The sequence below is a fragment of the Flavobacterium sp. B167r genome (assembly GCF_056824315.1).
The window spans coordinates 5,291,774-5,312,873 of sequence record NZ_CP124859.1 but is presented as its reverse complement, the minus strand read 5'-3'; the positions used below and the strand labels follow the sequence as shown (position 1 = coordinate 5,312,873).

General features: G+C 34.0%; 16 protein-coding genes. 7 read left to right on the top strand and 9 right to left on the bottom strand.

What is annotated here, in order from left to right:
* Window positions 1–77: 77 nt before the first annotated feature.
* The gene (locus tag QLQ96_RS23135) at window positions 78–764 is read right to left on the bottom strand and encodes a response regulator transcription factor (protein ID WP_482493490.1); all 687 of its coding nucleotides are present in this window, start codon (window positions 762–764) and stop codon (window positions 78–80) included.
* Complete coding sequence (locus tag QLQ96_RS23130) at window positions 761–2,026, bottom strand: sensor histidine kinase (RefSeq protein WP_482493489.1); 1,266 nt, start codon at window positions 2,024–2,026, stop codon at window positions 761–763. The genes QLQ96_RS23135 and QLQ96_RS23130 overlap by 4 nt, the downstream gene beginning before the upstream one ends.
* Window positions 2,027–2,190: 164 nt before the next feature.
* Between QLQ96_RS23130 and QLQ96_RS23125 the strand changes: the two genes are divergently transcribed.
* Together QLQ96_RS23125 and QLQ96_RS23120 are read left to right on the top strand one after the other, a co-directional pair.
* Window positions 2,191–2,610, top strand: coding sequence for a DUF1573 domain-containing protein (locus tag QLQ96_RS23125; RefSeq protein ID WP_482493487.1), 420 nt, complete (start codon window positions 2,191–2,193; stop codon window positions 2,608–2,610).
* 167 nt (window positions 2,611–2,777) lie between these two features.
* Window positions 2,778–4,358 carry a L,D-transpeptidase family protein gene (locus QLQ96_RS23120; protein ID WP_482493484.1) on the top strand — a complete coding sequence of 527 codons (1,581 nt, stop codon included), beginning with the start codon at window positions 2,778–2,780 and terminating at the stop codon, window positions 4,356–4,358.
* A gap of 188 nt (window positions 4,359–4,546) precedes the next feature.
* Here QLQ96_RS23120 and QLQ96_RS23115 read toward each other — a convergent pair whose 3' ends face one another.
* Window positions 4,547–5,056, bottom strand: coding sequence for a C40 family peptidase (locus QLQ96_RS23115; RefSeq protein WP_482493482.1), 510 nt, complete (start codon window positions 5,054–5,056; stop codon window positions 4,547–4,549).
* Window positions 5,057–5,272: 216 nt separating this feature from the next.
* On the opposite strand from QLQ96_RS23115, the gene QLQ96_RS23110 reads away from it, so the two are divergent.
* The 4 genes from QLQ96_RS23110 (at window position 5,273) to QLQ96_RS23095 (ending at window position 11,345) form a co-directional block, all read left to right on the top strand.
* A complete protein-coding gene (locus QLQ96_RS23110) occupies window positions 5,273–6,373 on the top strand; it encodes an SGNH/GDSL hydrolase family protein (protein WP_482493480.1) in 1,101 nt (366 codons plus the stop codon).
* Complete coding sequence (locus QLQ96_RS23105) at window positions 6,363–7,742, top strand: sialate O-acetylesterase (RefSeq protein WP_482493478.1); 1,380 nt, start codon at window positions 6,363–6,365, stop codon at window positions 7,740–7,742. Before QLQ96_RS23110 ends, QLQ96_RS23105 begins: the two co-directional genes overlap by 11 nt.
* Window positions 7,743–7,904: 162 nt before the next feature.
* Window positions 7,905–10,199, top strand: a complete 2,295-nt coding sequence (gene bglX, locus QLQ96_RS23100; protein WP_482493476.1) for a beta-glucosidase BglX — start codon at window positions 7,905–7,907, stop codon at window positions 10,197–10,199.
* Between the two features lie 189 nt (window positions 10,200–10,388).
* Window positions 10,389–11,345: an aldo/keto reductase gene (locus tag QLQ96_RS23095; protein WP_482493474.1), complete on the top strand. Its 957-nt coding sequence runs from the start codon at window positions 10,389–10,391 to the stop codon at window positions 11,343–11,345.
* Between the two features lie 70 nt (window positions 11,346–11,415).
* Here the strand turns inward: QLQ96_RS23095 and QLQ96_RS23090 are convergent, their stop codons facing one another.
* The 6 genes from QLQ96_RS23090 to QLQ96_RS23065 form a co-directional block, all read right to left on the bottom strand.
* Window positions 11,416–13,395 carry a glycoside hydrolase family 97 protein gene (locus QLQ96_RS23090; protein WP_482493472.1) on the bottom strand — a complete coding sequence of 660 codons (1,980 nt, stop codon included), beginning with the start codon at window positions 13,393–13,395 and terminating at the stop codon, window positions 11,416–11,418.
* 103 nt (window positions 13,396–13,498) lie between these two features.
* The gene (locus QLQ96_RS23085) at window positions 13,499–14,788 is read right to left on the bottom strand and encodes a glycoside hydrolase 5 family protein (protein WP_482493470.1); all 1,290 of its coding nucleotides are present in this window, start codon (window positions 14,786–14,788) and stop codon (window positions 13,499–13,501) included.
* Between the two features lie 136 nt (window positions 14,789–14,924).
* The gene (locus tag QLQ96_RS23080; protein WP_482493468.1) at window positions 14,925–16,115 is read right to left on the bottom strand and encodes an AGE family epimerase/isomerase; all 1,191 of its coding nucleotides are present in this window, start codon (window positions 16,113–16,115) and stop codon (window positions 14,925–14,927) included.
* Between the two features lie 6 nt (window positions 16,116–16,121).
* Entirely contained in the window at window positions 16,122–17,312 is a 1,191-nt protein-coding gene (locus QLQ96_RS23075) for a glycoside hydrolase family 130 protein (RefSeq protein ID WP_482493466.1), read from the bottom strand.
* Between the two features lie 26 nt (window positions 17,313–17,338).
* A complete protein-coding gene (locus QLQ96_RS23070) occupies window positions 17,339–18,724 on the bottom strand; it encodes an MFS transporter (protein ID WP_482493464.1) in 1,386 nt (461 codons plus the stop codon).
* 38 nt (window positions 18,725–18,762) lie between these two features.
* Complete coding sequence (locus QLQ96_RS23065) at window positions 18,763–19,899, bottom strand: glycoside hydrolase family 26 protein (protein ID WP_482493463.1); 1,137 nt, start codon at window positions 19,897–19,899, stop codon at window positions 18,763–18,765.
* Window positions 19,900–20,200: 301 nt separating this feature from the next.
* Here QLQ96_RS23065 and QLQ96_RS23060 point away from each other — a divergent pair, with 301 nt between their 5' ends.
* Entirely contained in the window at window positions 20,201–21,079 is an 879-nt protein-coding gene (locus QLQ96_RS23060) for an AraC family transcriptional regulator (RefSeq protein ID WP_482493462.1), read from the top strand.
* Window positions 21,080–21,100: the final 21 nt, after the last annotated feature.

The window sequence follows — 21,100 nt, the reverse complement described above, 5'->3', positions numbered from 1 at the left end:
AAAATTAGATATTAAAAATACAAAGTTTTTCGAACAACTGCTTACAGATTTTTCTTTATTTTTAGCAGAATTGTGATTTATCCAATAGAAAACCGAAACCCAATTCCGTGTAGGTTCTCAATCGAAATACCTTCTTCATTTGCTAAGATTTTACGAAGACGAGAAATAAAAACATCCAAACTTCTTCCCATAAAATAGTCGTCGGTTCCCCATAAAGAGGTTAAGATTTGTTCTCTTTTTAAAACAGAATTTTTGTGATCGAGAAAAAGCTTCAATAATTCGGCTTCACGCTGCGTCAAGCCAACTTTTTCTTCGTCGTTAAAAAGAATAAAATTTTTAGTGTCAAATTGATATTTTCCTACTTCGTAAATTGTTTTTACAGGCGGAATATTTTTCTGCGAGCGCTTTAAGAAAATCTCCACTTTCAATAATAATTCTTCAATGCTAAAAGGCTTTACCAAATAATCATCAGCACCTAAACGAAGACCTTTAATGCGGTCTTCTTTTAAAGTTTTAGCCGAAAGGAAAATAATAGGAACTTCAATATCAATTTTCCGAACCGCTTCAGCAAGTTGAAAACCGTCCATTTTTGGCATCATAATATCAAAAATGCAGATGTCAAATTCTTCCTCTTCAAAAAAATTCAGTGCCGATTTCCCATCAGAACAATGAATCACTTCATAATTATTTTGCTCCAAATTGTCTTTGGTTAAAAACGCAAGGGTTTCGTCGTCTTCGGCATATAGTATTTTGAAATTTTTCATTTTTTGTATGGAATTGATAGCGTTAAGGTAACACCTTTTTCTGAATTATTTTCGGCTTTTATTTTCCAGTTTTGCAAACTGCAGATTTCTTTTACATAATATAAACCAAGTCCAAACCCGTTAACTTCGTTACTTTTTTCGTTTTGAACGCGATAAAATTTATCAAAGATAAAAGATATCTTTTTAGGATTAATTCCGATTCCATTATCAATAAACTCCAATTTTAAGCAGTTATTTTCTTCAATAATTTTTATGGTAACTTCTGGTTTTTCATTGCAATATTTCACTGCATTATCCAGCAAATTATAAACTAAATTACCAAAATGAAAAATATCGGTTTCCAGCAAGTATTCTTTTGAAATTGTTTCAATTTTGATAGAAGCCTCAGGATATTTCAATTTAATATTTTCGATTGCCTCTTCTATAATCGGAACAATTAAAATACTTTCTTTTTTGAGTTCTAAAGGAGTATAATCAGATTTCGCAATATGCAGAATTTTCTCGATATGACTGTTTAATTTATTTCCTTGATTGATAATAATATCGGTATAGGTATAAAGTTTTTTATCTTCTTTAATTGGTTTTTGTTCGATCAAATATTTTGAAGCAATAAGAATAGAAGATAGCGGTGTTTTAAATTCATGCGTCATATTATTAATGAAATCGCGCTGTAATTCTGAATATTTTTTGTGCTGTAAAAGTGTGAAAATCGAATAAACGTAAATCAATAAAATCAGAATCAATGCGGTTGAAAGAATAAACCAAAATCGCATCGAACTAAATAAATAAGTGGTTTCATTTGGAAAACGAACTGCGAAATAGTAAACCAGATTTTTATGTTTTGGGAAATAAACGGTCTTTTTGCATTCTGCTTTTTTCTTATAAAGCGAAATATAATCACCATAAATCATTTCGTCGCTTTGGCAATTATACATCGCGTATTCGAAATCGGTCGTGATGTTCATTTTTTTGAATTCCGTTTTCAGATAAAATTCTAAAATATCAGGTTCAAATTCGTTGTCGACATTTACAATATAATAGTCGTTTGCAATTTTCTGTACCGGATTTTGAACTGGCAATTCGTGGTTGGTTCCTTCGTATAATTTTTTAGCCACTTCCAATAAAGCAATATGTGCTTTCTGGCTCAGTTTTTTTTGTTCAATTGTAAAAGCCTCTTTTGTCCATAACAATTGCGCCACCAAAATGCTAATGATGGCCACCAATCCTAAGAGAATGATACTGTTGAGTTTATTAATTTTCAAGAATAAGGGATTTTGAGAGTGTAATATTAATCAATTTTAGCCTGAAAATAAGCGATTAACAAGTCATTAACAAACGTTTGAAAGCGGTTAACAGCGATTTGAATTTGTCTGAATTACCTTTGTAATATCAAAATGAACTAAAAACCATTTTAAATATATCAGTCATGAAAATGATCAAAATTTCGATGTTAGCTTTGGCTTTAGGCCTTATGTCTTTTTCGGCAATTGCACCGGTACAATCTTTAGTTTCAGATAATGAAATTTCAGAAACTACTGCCGCTTCTACAATTGCTTGGAAAGCAGAAACAATTGATGTTGGACAAATTCCGCAAGGAACTCCAAAAGCAATTGTATACGAATTTAAAAATACAGGAAAAACTGCTGTTGTAATTACAAATGTTCAAGGATCTTGCGGATGTACAGCTACAGATTACACAAAAGAACCAATTCAGCCAGGTAAATCTGCAAAAGTTACTGCAACTTACAATGCGGCAAATAAAGGTGCTTTTACAAAAACAGTTACTGTTACAACTAGTGCAGAAACAACACCAAAAATACTTACTTTAAAAGGTACAGTTATCTAAGATTTTTAATAGGTTGGTTATATGGCGAAGGCTCCAGACATGAAAATTGTTTGGAGCTTTTATTTTTTATTAACCGTTTAAACTTCAAAAAAATAAGAATTAAGATTTATTTCGGAGTTCTTTGATTTAACAGAATTTTTTCTACTTTTAATCAAAAAATTTAAGCTATGAAAATTTGGTATACGCCTATAATTGCAGTCGTTTTTTTCGTTGTTTTTTCGTGTAATTCGAAAGCAGATAAGAAAGATGAAAATTCGATAAAGAAAGTTGAAAAAATTCCAGAATTAAAACTTACAATTGACACTACACGCATTGCGAAATTTTATGAAACTTATCCGAAATTGGAAAAGTTTAAAGGCGATGTAACTTCTTTATATCAAAAAAATAAATTAACTCAATTGTGGCAGGATAATAAAGGAGTTGTTGAGTTTGGAAACACATTGTTCAACCAATACAAAAATTTGGATCAAGAAGGATTAAAAGCCAATTATCCTTATAAAGAAGAGCTAAATTCTGTTTTCGAAAACAATCCAGCCAAAAAGATATCAAAAGAAGATACAGACTTACTGCTGTCAAATTTGTATTACTATTATGCCGAAAAAGTATATGCTGGTTTTGATGAAAAAACAAGTATTTCGATGGAATGGCTTTTACCTCGAAAAAAATTCAATTATCAAGTGCTTTCAGATTCTATTTTCAAAAAATCAACCATTTTGGATGATAAGAAAAAAAAGATGTTCAGCCAATACTACAAACTTCGTGATGCTCTTAAGGAATACAGAGAAATTGAGAAAAACGGAGGCTGGAAAACCATTGAAACAGATGAAGATTATAAGAGTTTAAAATTAGGAGATTCATCAAATGTTATTGCTCAAATTAGAGAAAGGCTTTTTGTAACGAAAGATCTTAAGGAAGACACTAAAAGCGCTGTTTGCGATACAACTTTAATTAAAGCCATTAAGAATTATGAAGTTCGTCACGGCTATACTCCGAAAAATACTATTTTATTAGAACATATTAATGATTTGAATATTCCAGTTTCGGAACGCATTAAAACGATTATTGCGAATATGGAGCGTTGCCGTTGGATTGATCCTGAATTGGAAAAAGGCCAAAAATATATTGAAGTTAACATTCCTGAATTTAAATTGTATATAATCGAAGACGGAAAAATAGCTTTTATATCTCCAGTTGTTGTGGGGAAAGCAATGACAAAAACCGTTATTTTCAGCGGAATGATGAGCAATATTGTTTTTAGCCCATATTGGAATGTCCCTCCGAGTATTATCAAATCGGAGATTAAACCTGGAATGGCTAAGGATAAAAACTATTTGCAGAAGAAAAATCTTGAATGGAATAATGGTGCAGTTCGCCAACTTCCTGGGAAAAACAATTCTTTAGGTTTAGTGAAGTTTTTATTTCCAAATTCAAGTAATATTTACCTGCACGATACGCCGTCAAAAAGTTTGTTTGAAAGAGAAAGCAGAGCATTCAGTCACGGCTGTGTACGTGTAGCAAAACCAAGAGAATTAGCAATCGAATTGCTAAAAGTCGATCCGCAATGGAATCCAGCAAGAATTGACAAAGCCATGCACGCAGGAAAAGAAAGCTGGTACACGCTTAAGAAAAAAGTTCCTGTTTATATAGGATATTTTACAGCTTGGGTAGATCGTGATGGAAATCTAAACTTCTATAAAGATATTTACGGTAGAGATGAAAGTTTGATTAAACTTTTAACTGAAGAATAAAAAATTAGTTTGCAGTAATTTTTCACGCAGATTTGGCAGATTTGAGCAGATTTAAAAAGATTTTTTATAAAATAAATCTGCGCACATCAGCTTAAATCTTTTTAAATCTGCGTGAAATAAAAACCACAGAAATTCGTGAATTGCTTCGCCAGTTCGCTATCGCTCGGGTCGTGGCTAACAAAAAAAACTTATTCCGATAAAACATCAACACATTTATAAAAGCGTTTGGTATAGTGTTCTGTATCAAGCGCTGTTATAGTAACTTGCTGCGCTTTTCCTGATGAAGCGTGAATAAATTTCGACTGCATTCCGTTGGCTTCGCAGATAATTCCGACGTGACCAACCACATTTCTATTTTTATATCCGTAGAAAACCAAAATATCTCCCACTTTAAATTCTTCTGGTTTTAAAGTCTTACCGATGTTTTTATAACCGCTTGAACTTCGCGGAAGCGGCATTCCAAAATTCTTAAAAACATAACTCACAAAACCCGAACAGTCAAAACCTTTTTGCGGGTTACTGCTGGCGTACACATAAGGAATGCCCAAATTCTTTTTTGCAAAAACAATCAGAGAATCACGATTGATTTCGGTTTGAATCTTAGGATTTTGAACAAGAGTTTCGTTTTCATTCTTTTTTAAATTAAAAGAAGAAAATAAAACAACGGCAGATAGGAAAATAAAAAAACGTGACTTCATTTGTGTTTAAAATTGTTGTATTGATATATAAAAGTTGCAATTTAAGCATTTCAAAAAGAATACTATTTACTATACTTGTAAGAATTAACCTCAATAAACCCGGAATTGATGTGTTTATGTGGTGTTTTTTTATTACTTTTTGACATTTTAGTATCTTTTTTGATATTCTCTTTCCAATATATTTGTGAATAGTATTTATATTTTAACAAATAAATTATGTTTCCCAAAAAAATAGCACTTTTAATTTCGTTTTTGCTGATTTCGATTATTTCAAATTCGCAAACGCTAAATTCAAATAAAACATTCCTATATCAAGGTCGAGTAGAAAAACTGCAGAATGATAACGTCATATTGATCGGAACGGCTTCTTCTGTTTCTTTCAATTTTACGGGAAATGAATGTTCGATTTCACTTCAAAGTGTAGACGCTTACGAACATCATAATTATGTTTCTTTGGTTTTAGACGGAAAATATATTGGGAAAATTAGAATTGAAAAAGGAAGAGTTCAAACTTTTCCAATAAAAGTTACTTCAAATCAAAAAGAGCATCGTTTAGAAATCTATAAAAATACAGAAGCTCAAAGCGGAAATATTCTATTCGCTGGAACAACTGCAAAACTGACTTCAATTTCATTTAAAAAGAAAAAGAAAATCGAGTTTATCGGAGATTCCATTACTTGCGGAGCTGCGAGCGATGGTTCTGATATTCCTTGCGACAAAGGAGAATATTACGATCATCATAATGGTTATTACGCTTATGGGCCAACACTTTCAAGAGCAATTGGCGCAGATTATTTAATGAGCTGTGTTTCTGGAATTGGAATGTATCGCAATTGGAATGATGAAAATAAAGAAGAAGGTATTATGCCCGATTTGTATGGGAATTTGTATTTAACAAAAGATGCTTCAAAACCTAAATATGATTTTGCTTTTCAGCCCGATATTATCAGCATTGCTTTGGGTACAAATGACTTTTCTGGCGGAGACGGAAAGAAAGAACGTTTACCTTTTAATCCTGAAAAATACATTTCGAATTACATCAATTTTATAAAGATGTTGTACAAACATAATCCGAAAGTGCAGATTGTTATAACGAACAGCCCGATGGTTGGAGGAGAAAGAGGAGTTGTTTTTGAAGATTGTTTGAATAAAATTAAAAATGCTTTCGCGAATGATAAAGCACAAAAACCAATTCAGATTTTCAAATTCAAACCAATGACTCCAAACGGATGTACTGGCCATCCAGATGTGGCAGATCATAAGGTTTTGGCAGACGAATATGCACCATTTTTAAAGAAGTTGATAAATGAAAAATAATATCTATAAGTTTGTTTTCTTTTTATTGATTTCCAGTACTATGATGGCAAACGTTTCGCTTCCGAATATTTTTAGTGATAATATGGTTTTACAACGCAACTCTGAAGTGAAAATTTGGGGTTGGGCAAATCCAAAAGAAGAAATTAAACTGGTTTCTAGCTGGAACAATCAGGAATACAAAACTGTTGCCAATAATCAGGCGAAATGGGAATTGACGATTAAAACTCCAGAAGCGGGCGGACCTTTTACAATTTCTATAAAAGGCTACAACGAAGTGGTTTTAAAAAATATTTTGATTGGAGAAGTTTGGCTTTGTTCAGGTCAATCGAATATGGAAATGTCTGTAAGTTGGGGAATTGATGATGGGGAAGAAGAAATGAAAAATGCAACGAATCCAAACATTCGTTTTTTTACCGTTCCGAAATTAACGGCAGAAAGTCCGCAGAATAATTTGCTTGGAAATTGGACAGAATCGACTCCAGAAACCATGAAATATTTTAGTGCGATTGGTTATTTTTTTGCCAAACGCCTTCGCGAAGATTTAAAGAATGTCCCAATTGGATTGATTTCTTCAAATTGGGGAGGAACTCCTGCGGAAATTTGGATGCCTGAAGAAGTCGTAAATAACGATCCGATTTTATTAGAAAATGCTAAAAAACTTAACGAACAAGAATACGGACCAAGACAGCCTGGGCGCGCTTATAATGCTATGATTTACCCAATTGTTGGATTTAAGATCGCAGGAACGCTTTGGTATCAAGGCGAATCTAATGTTGGTTCTTTGGTTTATGATGCAACCCTTGGAGCGTTAATTACGTCTTGGAGAAAAGAATGGAAAGATGATTTCCCGTTTTATTATGTTCAAATCGCGCCGTTTAAAACAGGAAAAAATAATTTTTCAAACGTAACGGTTAGAGATTCTCAAAGAAAATTATTGAAAGAAGTTCCGAAAACAGGAATGGTGGTAATAAGCGATATTTCAGATACGATTGATATTCATCCTAAAAATAAAAAATCAGTTGGTATTCGTTTGGCGAATTTGGCTTTGAAGGAAACTTACAAAACCAATTCGAATTTGGTAAATGGCCCGTTGTTTAAAGATTTTAAGATTGATAAAAACAAAGTAATCGTTTCTTTTGATTATGCTGACGGATTGTATTTTAAAGATAAAAAATCGAATCAATTTGAAGTTGCTGGAACCGATGGAGTTTTTTTTCCTGCTGAAGCTTCGTTAAAAAATAATCAGGTGATTTTGACAAGTAAAAAAGTTGCAAACCCTGCAAAAGTGAGGTTTGCTTGGGGAAATACAACGCAATCGGATTTGTTTAATAAAGCCAATCTACCTGCTTCTTGTTTTGTTTCTGAATGATTTTGAATTATAAAAATAGAATGATGAAAATGCTCTTTTGAAAATGTTTGCGTGAGGGATAGAAGTGGAAAGCCCGCAGCCTGACGAAGGAAGTGCGAGGACTTGTAACGGATAGCCCGACCCGAAGGGACACGCCCAAATTACTAAACTAACTAAACCATCATGAAGAATCGAAAAATAATTATTATCGGGGTTTTGTCCCTGTTTACTGTTGGAAATATGAGTGCACAAAAAAAGCCGTATCTGGATAAAAATAAAACTGTTGAGCAACGCATTGATTTGCTTTTACCGTTAATGACGTTGGAGGAAAAAGTGGGACAGATGAACCAATATAATGGTTTTTGGGATGTTACGGGACCAGCGCCAAAAGGCGGAACGGCAGAATTAAAATACGAACATTTACGAAAAGGATTAGTTGGGTCGATGCTTACGGTTCGTGGTGTAAAGGAAGTCCGTTCGGTACAGAAAATCGCTGTCGAAGAAACGCGTTTGGGAATTCCGTTAATTATTGGTTTTGACGTAATTCATGGCTATAAAACGTTAAGCCCGATTCCGTTGGCAGAAGCCGCGAGTTGGGATTTAGAAGCTATTAAAAAATCGGCGGCAATTGCGGCTGATGAAGCTTCGGCATCTGGAATTAATTGGACTTTTGGACCAAATGTTGACGTTGCAAACGATGCGCGTTGGGGACGTGTGATGGAAGGTGCGGGAGAAGATCCGTATTTGGGAAGCAAAGTGGGTTATGCGCGTGTGAAAGGTTTTCAAGGAGAAACCATTGCTGATTTGCAAAAAGTGAATACGATTGCAGCTTGTGCGAAACACTTTGCGGCTTACGGTTATGTTGAAGCTGGATTGGAATATAATATTGTGGATATCAGTAATTCTAAATTGTACAATTCGGTTTTGCCTCCTTTTGAAGCGACGGTTGAAGCGGGAGTGCGTACGTTTATGAATTCATTTAATACTTTGAATGGAGTTCCAGCAACTGGAAATGCTTTTTTGCAAAGAGATATTTTAAAAGGAAAATGGAAGTTTGACGGATTTGTGATTTCGGATTATGCTTCAATTCGTGAAATGATTGCGCATGGTTATGCAAAAGACGAAGCTGACGCAACGGCAAAAGCAGTAATTGCAGGTTCTGATATGGATATGGAGTCGTATTTATATGTTGCAAAACTGGTTGATTTGGTAAAATCAGGAAAAGTAAAAGAAGCTTTGGTTGATGATGCCGTTCGCAGAATTCTTCGTGTGAAATTTGAATTGGGATTATTTGATGATCCGTACAGATATTGTGATGAAAAACGCGAAAAAGAAGTTGTTGGAAGTAAAGCAAATAACGAAGGCGTTTTAGACATGGCGAAGAAATCCATCGTTTTATTGAAGAACGAAAAGAATTTGCTTCCGCTAAAGAAATCCGGACAAAAAATCGCTTTGATTGGAGCTTTGGCAAATGATAAAAATAGTCCGTTGGGAAGTTGGAGAATTGCGGCTTCAGACGATACTGCAGTTTCTGTTTTAGAAGGAATGCACCAATACAAAGACAATCAGCTGACTTTTGAAAAAGGTGCAGATTTATTAAAACAAAAAGCAACCTTTTTAACTGAAACCATTTTCAACACAACAGATAAAAGCGGATTTGAAGCAGCGAAAAAAGCAGCAAAAAATGCGGATGTTGTGGTAATGGTTTTGGGTGAATATGGTTTTCAAAGTGGTGAAGGAAGAAGTAGAACTGATTTGAATTTGCCAGGTTTACAGCAAGAATTATTAGAAGAAATTTACAAAGTAAATCCGAATGTCGTTTTGGTTTTAAATAATGGTCGTCCATTGAGTATTCCGTGGGCTGCAGAAAATGTTCCAGCAATTGTGGAAGCTTGGCATTTAGGAACTCAAGCAGGAAATGCGATTGCTCAGGTTTTATACGGAGATTATAATCCGAGTGGGAAATTGCCAATGTCGTTTCCGAGAAATGTAGGTCAGGTGCCTATTTATTATAACAAATACAGTACAGGAAGACCAATAGATAGTGATAAAAACGTTTTTTGGTCGCATTACATGGATGTGGAAAAAACACCGCTATTCTCATTTGGTTTTGGATTGAGTTACACTACTTTCGATTATAAAAACCTGAAATTGAATAAAACTTCTTTTGCAAAAGGTGAGAAAGTTCAGGTTTCTGTTGAGGTAACAAACTCAGGAAATTATGACGGAAAAGAAGTAGTTCAATTGTACATTCATGATGAATTTGCAAGTATCATTCGCCCAATTAAAGAATTAAAAGGTTTTGAATTGGTGAATCTTAAAAAAGGTGAAACGAAAACGGTAAACTTTACTTTAACAGATAAAGAACTTGGTTTTTATGATAACGAAGGAAAATATCTTGTAGAACCAGGAACTTTTAAAATCATGGTTGGAGGAAGCTCTGATAAAGGATTGCAAAGTGGTTTTGAGATTCTTTAAGAGGTTCAAAGGGACAAAGTAACAAAGGTTCAAAGTTTTTTTTCGCCACGAATTCACGAATTTTAAAACAATTAATTTGTGAATTCGTGGCGATTTCATTTTCAAATAAAAGCTTAGTGACTTTGCGCCTTCGTGGCAAAATTTCGTATTTTTAAAATCTATTAAAACTCCAACTTTTAAATTACAAACATGAAATATAACAGATGCGGCAGAAGCGGATTATTACTGCCTGAAATTTCCTTAGGATTATGGCATAATTTCGGTTCTGTGGATAATTTTGAAAATGCAGAAAGCATTGCTATTGAGGCTTTTAATAAAGGAATTACACACTTCGATTTGGCGAATAATTACGGTCCAGTTCCAGGTTCTTCTGAAGAGAATTTTGGGAAAATATTATGGCATAATTTTCAGGGAAATCTACGTGATGAAATCGTAATTTCTACAAAAGCCGGTTACACGATGTGGGACGGGCCTTATGGGGATTGGGGTTCTAGAAAATATTTGCTTTCAAGTTTAGATCAAAGTTTAAAGCGAATGAATATTGATTACGTAGATGTTTTTTATTCACACCGTCCAGATCCGGAAACTCCGATTGAAGAAACGATGATGGCTTTAGATCATGCTGTTAGAAGCGGAAAAGCTCTGTATGTTGGAATCAGTAATTATTCGGCAGAACAGACCAGAGTTGCAGTTGATGTTTTAAAACAATTGGGAACGCCTTGTTTGATTCATCAAGCGAAGTATTCAATGTTGGAGCGTTGGGTTGAAAATGGTTTGTTGGATGTTTTAGAAGAAAAAGGAGTGGGCTGTATTGCGTTTTCGCCTTTGGCACAAGGACTTTTAACTGACAAATATTTAAAAGGAATTCCTGAGAATTCAAGAGCTCATAATCCAAACGGACATTTGAGAGAAGATGAAGTTACGCAGGAACGTATTCAGAAATTGATTCAGCTGAATGAAATTGCTCAAAATAGAAATCAGTCTTTGGCGCAAATGGCTTTGGCTTGGTTGCAAAAAGATAAACGAATTACTTCGGTTTTGATTGGTGCAAGTTCGGTAAAACAATTGTGTAATAATATCGATTGTTTACAGAATACGGAGTTCTCTCATGACGAATTGAATGCTATTGAGAAGATATTATCTTAATGTTTGTAAGATGTAATTTGTGAGAAATGAAATGATATAAAAAAATGGGACTAAAATTGTCCCATTTTTTTTATTTTAGAATCATTGCCAAACCGCCACCGCTTGCTAATCTATATTTTAACTTCGTTGTAGAATCAATCGTTATAATTTCTTTTTTATAATCTACTGCAGCTTTATCGGCATTTAAACCATCAGAGAAAATCTCAACTTGAAATTTTTTGCCTTTTTCAAGGAAAGAAAAATCAATTGTAATGTCTCTGGAATCCCAATTTGTGATAGCTCCTAAATACCAAGTATTGTCTTTTTTTCGAGCAATAGAAACGTATTTTCCAACTTCTCCATCAAGAGCAACAGTTTCATCAAAAACCGTTGGAACTTTAGCAATAAAATCAGTGCTTTCTTGTTCCTTCATAAAAGCCGTCGGACTATCCGCCATCATTTGTAAAGGCGCTTCAAAAATCGTGTAAAGCGCTAATTGATGACATCTCGTTCCCTGACTCATTGGAGTGGAATGACTTGGTTTAAATTCACTTTTAGTTGCATTTCGCATTGCGCCAGGCGTATAATCCATCGGGCCCGCCATCATTCGGATAAATGGAATTGTAGTATCGTATAATGGAACATCATCATTTGGTGTCCATTTATTGTTTTCTAAACCTTTTACGCCTTCAAAATTTAAAATATTTGGATAAGTTCTCTGAATTCCAGTTGGTTTGTACATGCCGTGGAAATCTAAAATCAATTTATAATTAGCCGCTTTCTGCGAAATATCATAAACCGAATTTACCATTTTGGCATCGTCGCGATCTAAGAAATCAACTTTAAAACCTTTAATTCCTAAATCGGCATAATTCTTTAAAATTCCGTCCGTATTTTTAGTTAAAGCCATCCACGAACTCCATAAAATAATCCCGACATTTCGTTCTTTTCCGTAAGCGATCAAAGCTTCCAAATCCACATTCGGATTGTGTTTCATTATGTCTTCTTCCAAACTCCAGCCTTCATCCAAAACCACATATTCAACTTTGTTTTTAGAAGCAAAATCAATGTAATATTTATAAGTCTGGGTATTTATTCCGGCCTTAAAATCGATGTTGTAAATATTCCAGTCGTTCCACCAATCCCAAGCTACTTTTCCTGGTTTAATCCAAGAAATGTCTTTTATTTTTGAAGGCTCAGCTAATTTCTGAACCATATCATTATTCGCTAAAGCGGCATCATTTTCAGAAATTACAATTGCTCTCCACGGAAAAGTCCTTGTTCCTTTTGTTTTTACTAAATAATCGGCTCTTTCTGTAATTAATCGGTTAATATTGTTAAATCCACCGTTAGTTTCTTTTAATGGATATTTAGAAAAACGAGATTCAAAACCTGATTTGTTTTTGTTGTTTGTAACAAATAATCCCGGATAATCTTCCAAATTGGCTTCTAGAAAAACTGCTTTTTTGTGGTTTTTATAATCAATTAAAAATGGAAGAAATGCCAAAGTATCTTTAGAAAATTCACTTATTTTTTTGTTTTCATAATGCGCTTCAAAAGAAGAAATATAAGGATCTTTTGGATTTCTTAAATCTCTAACATAAGGCATTAAAGTCCTGTAATCTTGATCAAAATTTAAAACTACTTCTTCAGATTTAACCGTAATGTCTTTTTTCTTTTTGGTAATAAATCGATACGCGGCGCCATCATCAAAAACACGATATTCAATACCGAAATCATTTTTAAAGTTTAAATTCAGTTGATTGTAATGATTTTGAACTGATTTCTTTTTGTAAAGAGGAGTTTCAAAAGATTTATTTACACTTTCTTTTTTCGAATTAATAACAACTGGATTTTTTCCTAAAGTTTGATTTTCATCTAAAGTCAAAGACATTTCCGAGTGAGTCAAAATCAAATCTTTTTCATGTGAAATCGACCAAGAGATTTTATCATTCACAGAAATCCTAACGTCAATTTTTCCGTTAGGAGAAGTTACCGTAAAATCGTGTTTCTTCTGTGAAAAAGAAAAATTTAGGAATAAGAAACAAAAAAGAATAAATGTGTTTTTCATGCTATTTTTTTTAAACCATATAAGTGATATAAGTTCAATTTAGCTTGGACTTAAAGCCAAACTTATTAAATGAACTTATATCACTTATATGGTGAAAATTATTTTATTTTTTCTTCAATTCTAAATTGTATTTTTTTACAATTTCTAAAGTCGATTTGTCCCCGTTAAAAACGGAGTTTAAACCTTGTGGCTCTTGCGGCGGATCTGTCGTTAAAGGTTCGCCAGGATTCCATTTTCCATCAGTATGAATTGCTTTTCCTTCGCCGCCATAACCCCAGAAATTTGCTGCTTGTAACGGCCCTCCATTTTTATGACTTTCAGCAACTCTTCCAAAAATATAACTGTAAAATTGATCACGATAAACAGAAGGTGCGCCCGCATTTAAATTCTCATTTTCTCTCGGAAGTCCGAATTCTTCAATTATAATCGGTCTTTTTAAATTATTAGCAACTTTGATGTGATCGTCAATATATTTTCCAGCGTTTTCAATTGTTGCAGGCATTGTAGCTTCGGCATTATCAGCTTTAAACCAATTCCAATTTTTTGGCCAAATGTGCATCGTCAAATAATCGATATTCGGATTTTGATGTGTTCTTTCGAAGATTTCCATGCTGTCATTCGAGCTGTTTTTTCCTTCAGAACCTGTAGAAACCAAATGATTTTTGTCTAAACTGTCAATTAAATCGACAATATTATTGAGCCATTTGGTGAATTTCGCTTCGTTTTCTTTAGTAAAAAGTCGTGGTTCGTTACCAACTTGCCACGCCATAATCGTGTTATCTTCGTTGTATTTCTTTTTAGAATAAGCGTTTGTTCTTCCGATAATAAACTTCACATGATTGTTGAGCGCTTCCATGCAAGGTTCGCAACTATGAAATTGCTCTGTATACGACATAAATTGAGGCCAAGTGTTTGGTGGAATCGCAGGAACCGGAACCGGACCTTTGCCATTCCATTCTAAATATTGCGACATTCCGCCCGACCATTCCCAGTTATTTGTCAAATACAAAACGGCATACATTTTACGTTTTTGCATTTCAGAAATTAAAAAATCTAAACCGTCCAAAAGATCTTCATCATATTTTCCTTGCTCGTATTGCAAGGCTGGGCGAACTGTAAAATCATATTTTCCACCATCAGCACCAACCAAAACACGCAAATTATCGATTCCGTTTTTTTTCATTAAATCCAATTCGCGCAAAAGCCTTTTTCGGTCGCCTATTTTTTTTGAAGCCAACATACTTCCGTACCAATAATTGGTTCCTATATAAGCATAAGGTTGATCTCCTTTATAAAATTGGTTTTCTTTTACGGTGATTTTTTCCTGCGCTTGACAAGCGATTACAGTAAAAATCATAGCTAATGAAAGGGTTTTAAAAAATCTGTTTTTCATAATTTGTATTTTAAGGAGCTAATCCTGCTATCCGTTACAATCTTTTGTGGCGAACCCCGCCACAAAAGGATTTCCACTTCTATCAGGGCTAGGGTTTTACGTTATTTAAGAAGTTTTAATTTTTAACCTAAAACCTTTAGTCTTTAATTCGATTAATAAGTTCCAGACAAGCGCGGCCGTTATGATATGGACATTTCCAAAAACCAGCTTTATCTTTTTTCATTGTGTAATAATCGTCATAAACGCCCCAAAACCATTCTCCGTTTTTGTGGTCGATCATGTGTTTTTTTGTGAATTTCCAAATTTTGTAAACAATGTCTAAATATTCTTCTTTTCCTGTCAATTGATAGGCATTATAGAAACCAATTAAAGCTTCTGCCTGCGGCCACCAATGTTTTTCTAGAATTAATTCTTTCTTTTCAGGATCATATTCATACCATAATCCGCCATCAGAATCGAGACCTTCTTTTGTGGCTTCGGCAATTTGGATAGCGTATTTTTTAAAATTGGCAATTAATCTTTCGTTTCCTGAAATTTCGGCACATTGCTGTAAAAGCCACGCTGCTTCAATATCATGTCCGTACGAAATAACATCTGGTTTTTCTTTCCAATTTTCGTCAAAAAACAAATGCAAATGCCCCGTTTTGGTATTGATGAAATATTTTTCGATTGTTTCTAATAATTCAACAATGTCTTTTAGCAATTGTTCGTCTTTCCAGACTTTATATAAATTCACATAACCTTCAATAATATGAAGATGCGTATTCATAGTTTTCTTTTCGTTGGCATCTTTCGCGCTTAAACGCAAATCTTCAATAGGTTGCCAATCTCTGGTAAAAGCTTCAAAATAGCCTTTGTTTATAGGATCGTAACTATGTTCTTGAATTTTCGAATATAAATTTTTAGCAATCTCTAAAGCTCTTTCTTCTTTCGAAATCACATAATATTCAGATAATCCATAAATCGCAAAAGCTAATGCATAAATCTGGTTTTTGGTGTCTTTTGGAGTTGTATCCTCATTTATACTCCAAAAAAGACCTCCAAACTGTGTGTCATAAAAATAAGCTGCGAGAAATTCGAATGCTCTTTCCGCCAGTTTTTTGTGGTTTTCGTTTTTCGTGGTTTGATAACTGGCAGAGAATGTCCAAAGAATTCGGGCATTTAAAACCGAACCTTTTTCTGCATTCGCAATCCGATGATCGTTAAAATCGATTTGACCAACAAAACCTCCATTTTGGTCGTCAATAGTACGCTTCGACCAATATTTTAGAATGGAATCAAGTTCTGCGGTTAGTTCCGATTTTAAAAGCTTTCTTTGTAATGACACGATATTTTAAATTGCGTTATTTTTTTCGATTTGATTGATGATGGTTTGCACTGAACCTGCTGAGATAAAAGTATCTGCAGGAGTATTGATTACATAATCAACCAATTTGTCTACAGAAGAAACCGCCACATGCATTCTAGTGTCTGAAGAAGCGTAATAAACGTAAACCGTTCCGTCTTCGTCTTCGATCCATCCGTTAGAAAACAAAACATTCGAAACGTCTCCAACTCTTTCAATTCCTTCAGGTCCCATAAAATGTCCTGCGGGAACGTGAGTTACTTTAGAAATATCATTCAAATCGGTCATGAACATATATAAAGTATAACGCAATCCTGCAGCCGTATTTCGAACTCCGTGCGCTAAATGTAACCAGCCTTTTGAAGTTTTAATTGGAGCAGGACCCAAACCGTTTTTCAATTCGTAAATTGTATGATATTGTTTTCCAAAAATGATTTTCTCGTCTTTAACCACAGGATTTGCCATATTATCAACATATCCTAAACCGATTCCGCCGCCAGCACCAACATCGATAAAACCGTCTTGTGGGCGTGTGTATAAAGCGTATTTTCCGTTAACAAATTCTGGATGTAAAACTACATTTCGCTGTTGTCCTGTATTCGAAATCAAATCTGGAAGTCTTTCCCAGTTTACCAAATCTTTTGAGCGAACGATTCCTGCATTGGCTACAGCCGAACTTGTGTCACCTTTTGGCGCTTTTGGATCTTTTCTTTCTGTACAGAAAATTCCATATACAAATCCGTCTTCGTGGTTGATTAAACGCATGTCGTAGACGTTTGTATCTGGTTCTTCAGTTTGTGGAATCACGCAAGGTTTATCCCAAAACTTGAAATTATCAATTCCGTTTGGACTTTCCGCGATAGCAAAAAATGATTTTCTGTCAATTCCTTCTACACGAACAGCCAATAAATATTTTCCATTCCACTTCATTGCTCCAGCGTTGAAAGCCGCATTTATACCAATTCTTTCTTGTAAAAATGGATTTGAGTCTTGGTTGAAATCAAAACGCCAGTTTAACGGAATATGTGCTGCGGTAACAACCGGATTTTTATAACGCTGGTAAATACCGTTTCCAACAGTTTCCTGAGGTTCGTTTTTTTGTTCAAGCAGTGTTTTATGTTGTTTTTCTAACGCCGATTTTCTTTCTAGAAAAGGAGCTGGAGATGTTATTGTTGTCATATAAATAGATTTCTTTGTCTTTGTTTCTAATGATTTCTCTTTTCGTTTAAATCCTGTTCGATTATCTGTAATTTTTCTTCAGATAAAGGATAAAATGCTATGAAGGCTACTGATATTGCAGCAGCAATTGCGGGTAAAATACTCAGCATTAATTGAATTCCGTTTTGAGCTGTGGCTGTTTGTTCAACATTGGCCTGAAAACCGTAATAACCTAAAAGCCATCCTGCTCCAGCGCCTCCGATGGTCCATCCGAATTTTTGTGACATTGACGAAGCAGAGAAAACCAATCCTGTTGCTCTACGCCCTTGTTTCCATTCCGAATAATCGGCGCTGTCGGCATACATTGACCAGATTAATGGGAAAATGCATCCCGCGCAAATACTGATTAGAACTTGGAAACTCATGATTAGGAAAACATCTTCTTTTCCGAATAAATAGAAAACAAGGCTTAAAATTGCTGCCAAAGCCATTGCTCCGAAAAAGGTTTTCTTTTTACCAATTTTATTCGCGATTGGTGTTGCAGCGATTACTCCGATGATGTTTGCTGCTTGTCCTAAAACCAAATAGATCGACGTTGGTGTCATGTGAAAATCGGTTCCGAAAAGTGAAAAATCGAAGTTTATATTGCCACTTACATAATATTTAAAATAGTAAACTGCAGCGCCGTCGCGAATAGAATTAAATACCAAAGCTCCAATTCCTGCACCAAGCAAAATCCACCACGGTTTATTTTTCCATAAATCTTTTAAATCTTCTTTTAAATTGTTTTGTTCGTTTTCAATTGGTTTGATTCTTTCTTTAGTGAATAAAAAACAAGCCCAGAAAAAGATGGTTGTAATTAATCCGAAAACAGCGATTGTTGCCAACCAACCCGATTTTGAATTTAAATTTCCTCCGAAATAATTTACTAAAGGTTCGATTAGCCAAAGCGCAAGAAGACTTCCTCCAAAAGCGAAAACCATTCGGTAAGAAGAAAGTGTATTTCTTTCTTTTCGATCAGAAGACATAACTCCCAAAAGTGAAGCGTAAGGAACGTTGATTAAAGAATAAATCATCATCATTAACGAGTAGGTCACGTAAGCGTAAATGATTTTTCCTTTTTCGTCAAAATCTGGAGTGTAGAAAGTTAGCACTCCAATCACGGCAAAAGGTATCGCTACCCAAAGTAAATATGGTCTAAATTTTCCCCATTTGCTTTTGGTTCTATCGGCTAAAATTCCAACAATTGGGTCAAAGCAAGAATCCCAGATTCTAGTAATTAAAAACATAGTTCCTACTACGGCAGGCGCCAATCCGAAAACATCGGTGTAGAAAAATAGCAGATACATGCTGAAAATTTTCCAAAACATTGAGGATGCAGCATCTCCAAGTCCGTAACCAATTTTTTCTTTTAAACTAATTTTGTCGTGCATTAGATTTCTTTTAAAGATTGTAATTTATTTTGGGGCAATTATTTTAATTTTTTCTGAATGTCTTTCTCAAAAATAGTTTGATTGAGATTGTAAAAATCGACAAAATCTTTTTCGCTTACTTGACCTGAAAATGGTGCGTAGTAATGCATTTTTTGCTCTTTTTCCTGCCATCCATGATTTCTCCAAAGCAAGACATAAGAAATTTTATAGTCGCCAATCGCTTTTAATAAAGTTCCTGTCCACCATTTTGGATCTGGAACTGCTTCATAACCCGCTTCTGCCAAAGCCATTAATTTGTGCTTTTTTAGGCTGATTTCATTTAATATTTTAAATTGATTCTGAACTTCAGAGATGAATTTTTCTCCATTTGGATCATTATTGTTTTGATACGTGTCAAAACTCAACATGTCAGCGTAATTGTCACCAGGATAATTGGTCAAGAAATCATTTTCATTTCCAAAACTTCCTGTGTTGTAAACATAAATTAAGTTGTGAACTCCTTTTTTCTGAAGATAGTCAAAAGTGAATTTCCAAGCAGTTTTGAATTCTTCTGGAGTACAATTTCCTTTTCCCCACCAAAACCATCCGCCAGTCAGTTCGTGGAAAGGTCTAAAAAGAATCGGAATGTTTTTGCCATTTTTATCTTTTAAAGACAAAAAGAAAACTGCCGCTTTATCTAACCAAGAAGTAAATTTTTTATGATTTTCTGCTCCAGGTAAAATTGTTTTTAAAGAATTTGGAACATTATCCCAAGCACTTTTTCCTGTGGCAGGATTGTCAAAATGCCAGCTGATTGTCGAAATTCCACCTCTTGCATCTGCTTCTATAATATATTGTTTCATTTTAGCAAAAGGAACGCCATCAATATTATTTGGTTTATCGTTTTCTAAACCAGCAATATCCCAGCCATAAACTGCAGGATAATCTCCGACTACATCTTTTATATCGCTTCTTCCATCTTCATATTTCCATTTTACGCCATAAGCCAAATCGTCCTGATGTCCGAATAAGAAACCTTTTTGAGTTAAAGAATTAAGTTCTTTATATAAAGATTTAGTTTCTGCTGTTGCTTTTTTATCTGAAAGTGACAAATTAGTATTACTTGTGTTTTTTTGAGATAAACACGAACTGCTTATTACAGTTATAGTTAAAAGCTTTAAAAAATGTTTTTTCATCGAAAAATATAAGTTGATGTTTAGCTAAAAGCTAACTAAACAAGGGTTTACAGTTTTTAAATAATAGCATTTTTTCTTCCGAAAATTATTTATGCTATTGTGGTTAAAATTATTAAAACTATAAAAAGTTATTTAATAAAAAATGATTAATGTTTATTATTAATGTTCTTTTTAAAGAAATGATAAATTAGTTTTTCAAAGATAAACGGATGATTATAGTGTAATTAATATTATTTTATCAATTATATATCATATTATTGCATCAAAAATAGAATGATTGTTTTTTCTGAAATAGATTAAGATGGGTAATACGAAAAATTTTTATAGAGAAATAGCTCCGCTTGCCGCGAGTGACAGCTTTTTGGTTTTCGATCGAGTAAAAGACAGTTTTGATTTTCCGGTTCATTATCATCCGGAATTTGAGATTAATTTTATTCAAAATGGAAAAGGAGTTAAAAGGGTTGTCGGGGATAATATTGAAGAAATCGATAATGTTGAATTGGTTTTGATTGGTCCAAATTTATATCACGGTTGGGAGCTAAATAAATGCACAAGTAAAAAAATACATGAAATAACGATTCAGTTTCATAACGATTTGTTTCATGAATCTTTGTTGTCAAGACGTATTATGAATCCGATTCGAGATATGTTTAATCGATCGATTCACGGAATTCTTTTTTCGAAAAAAACTGCAGAAGAATTGATGCCAAGACTTGTGAGGCTTTCTAAGTTGGATGGTATGGATTATTTTCTAGAAATCACGTCTTTATTATATGATCTTGCTAGTTCTAGAAATCAACGTTTGCTTTCTACTTATACCGTAGACTATGATACTTTTGATGATTATGATAAAATGAAATTGGTTTACGAATATGTGCAAAAGCATTTTGCAGATAAAATTACTTTAGAAGATGCGGCAAATGTGGCAAGTATGTCGATTATTTCGTTTAATCGATTTATAAAAAAGAGAACCGGGAAAACTTTTGTCAATTATATAAATGATATTCGTATTGGTTATGCGGCACGTTGGCTGGTAGAAAAAGACATGAGTGTTTCTGAAGTTGCTTTCAAATCTGGTTTTAATAATATAGCCAACTTCAATCGTAGTTTTAAATCAACAAAAAATTGTACGCCAAGTCAGTATCGTGAAGAATTCTCAGGCTTGAAGCGTATTTTATAGTGATACTTTTTTGTCACTGAT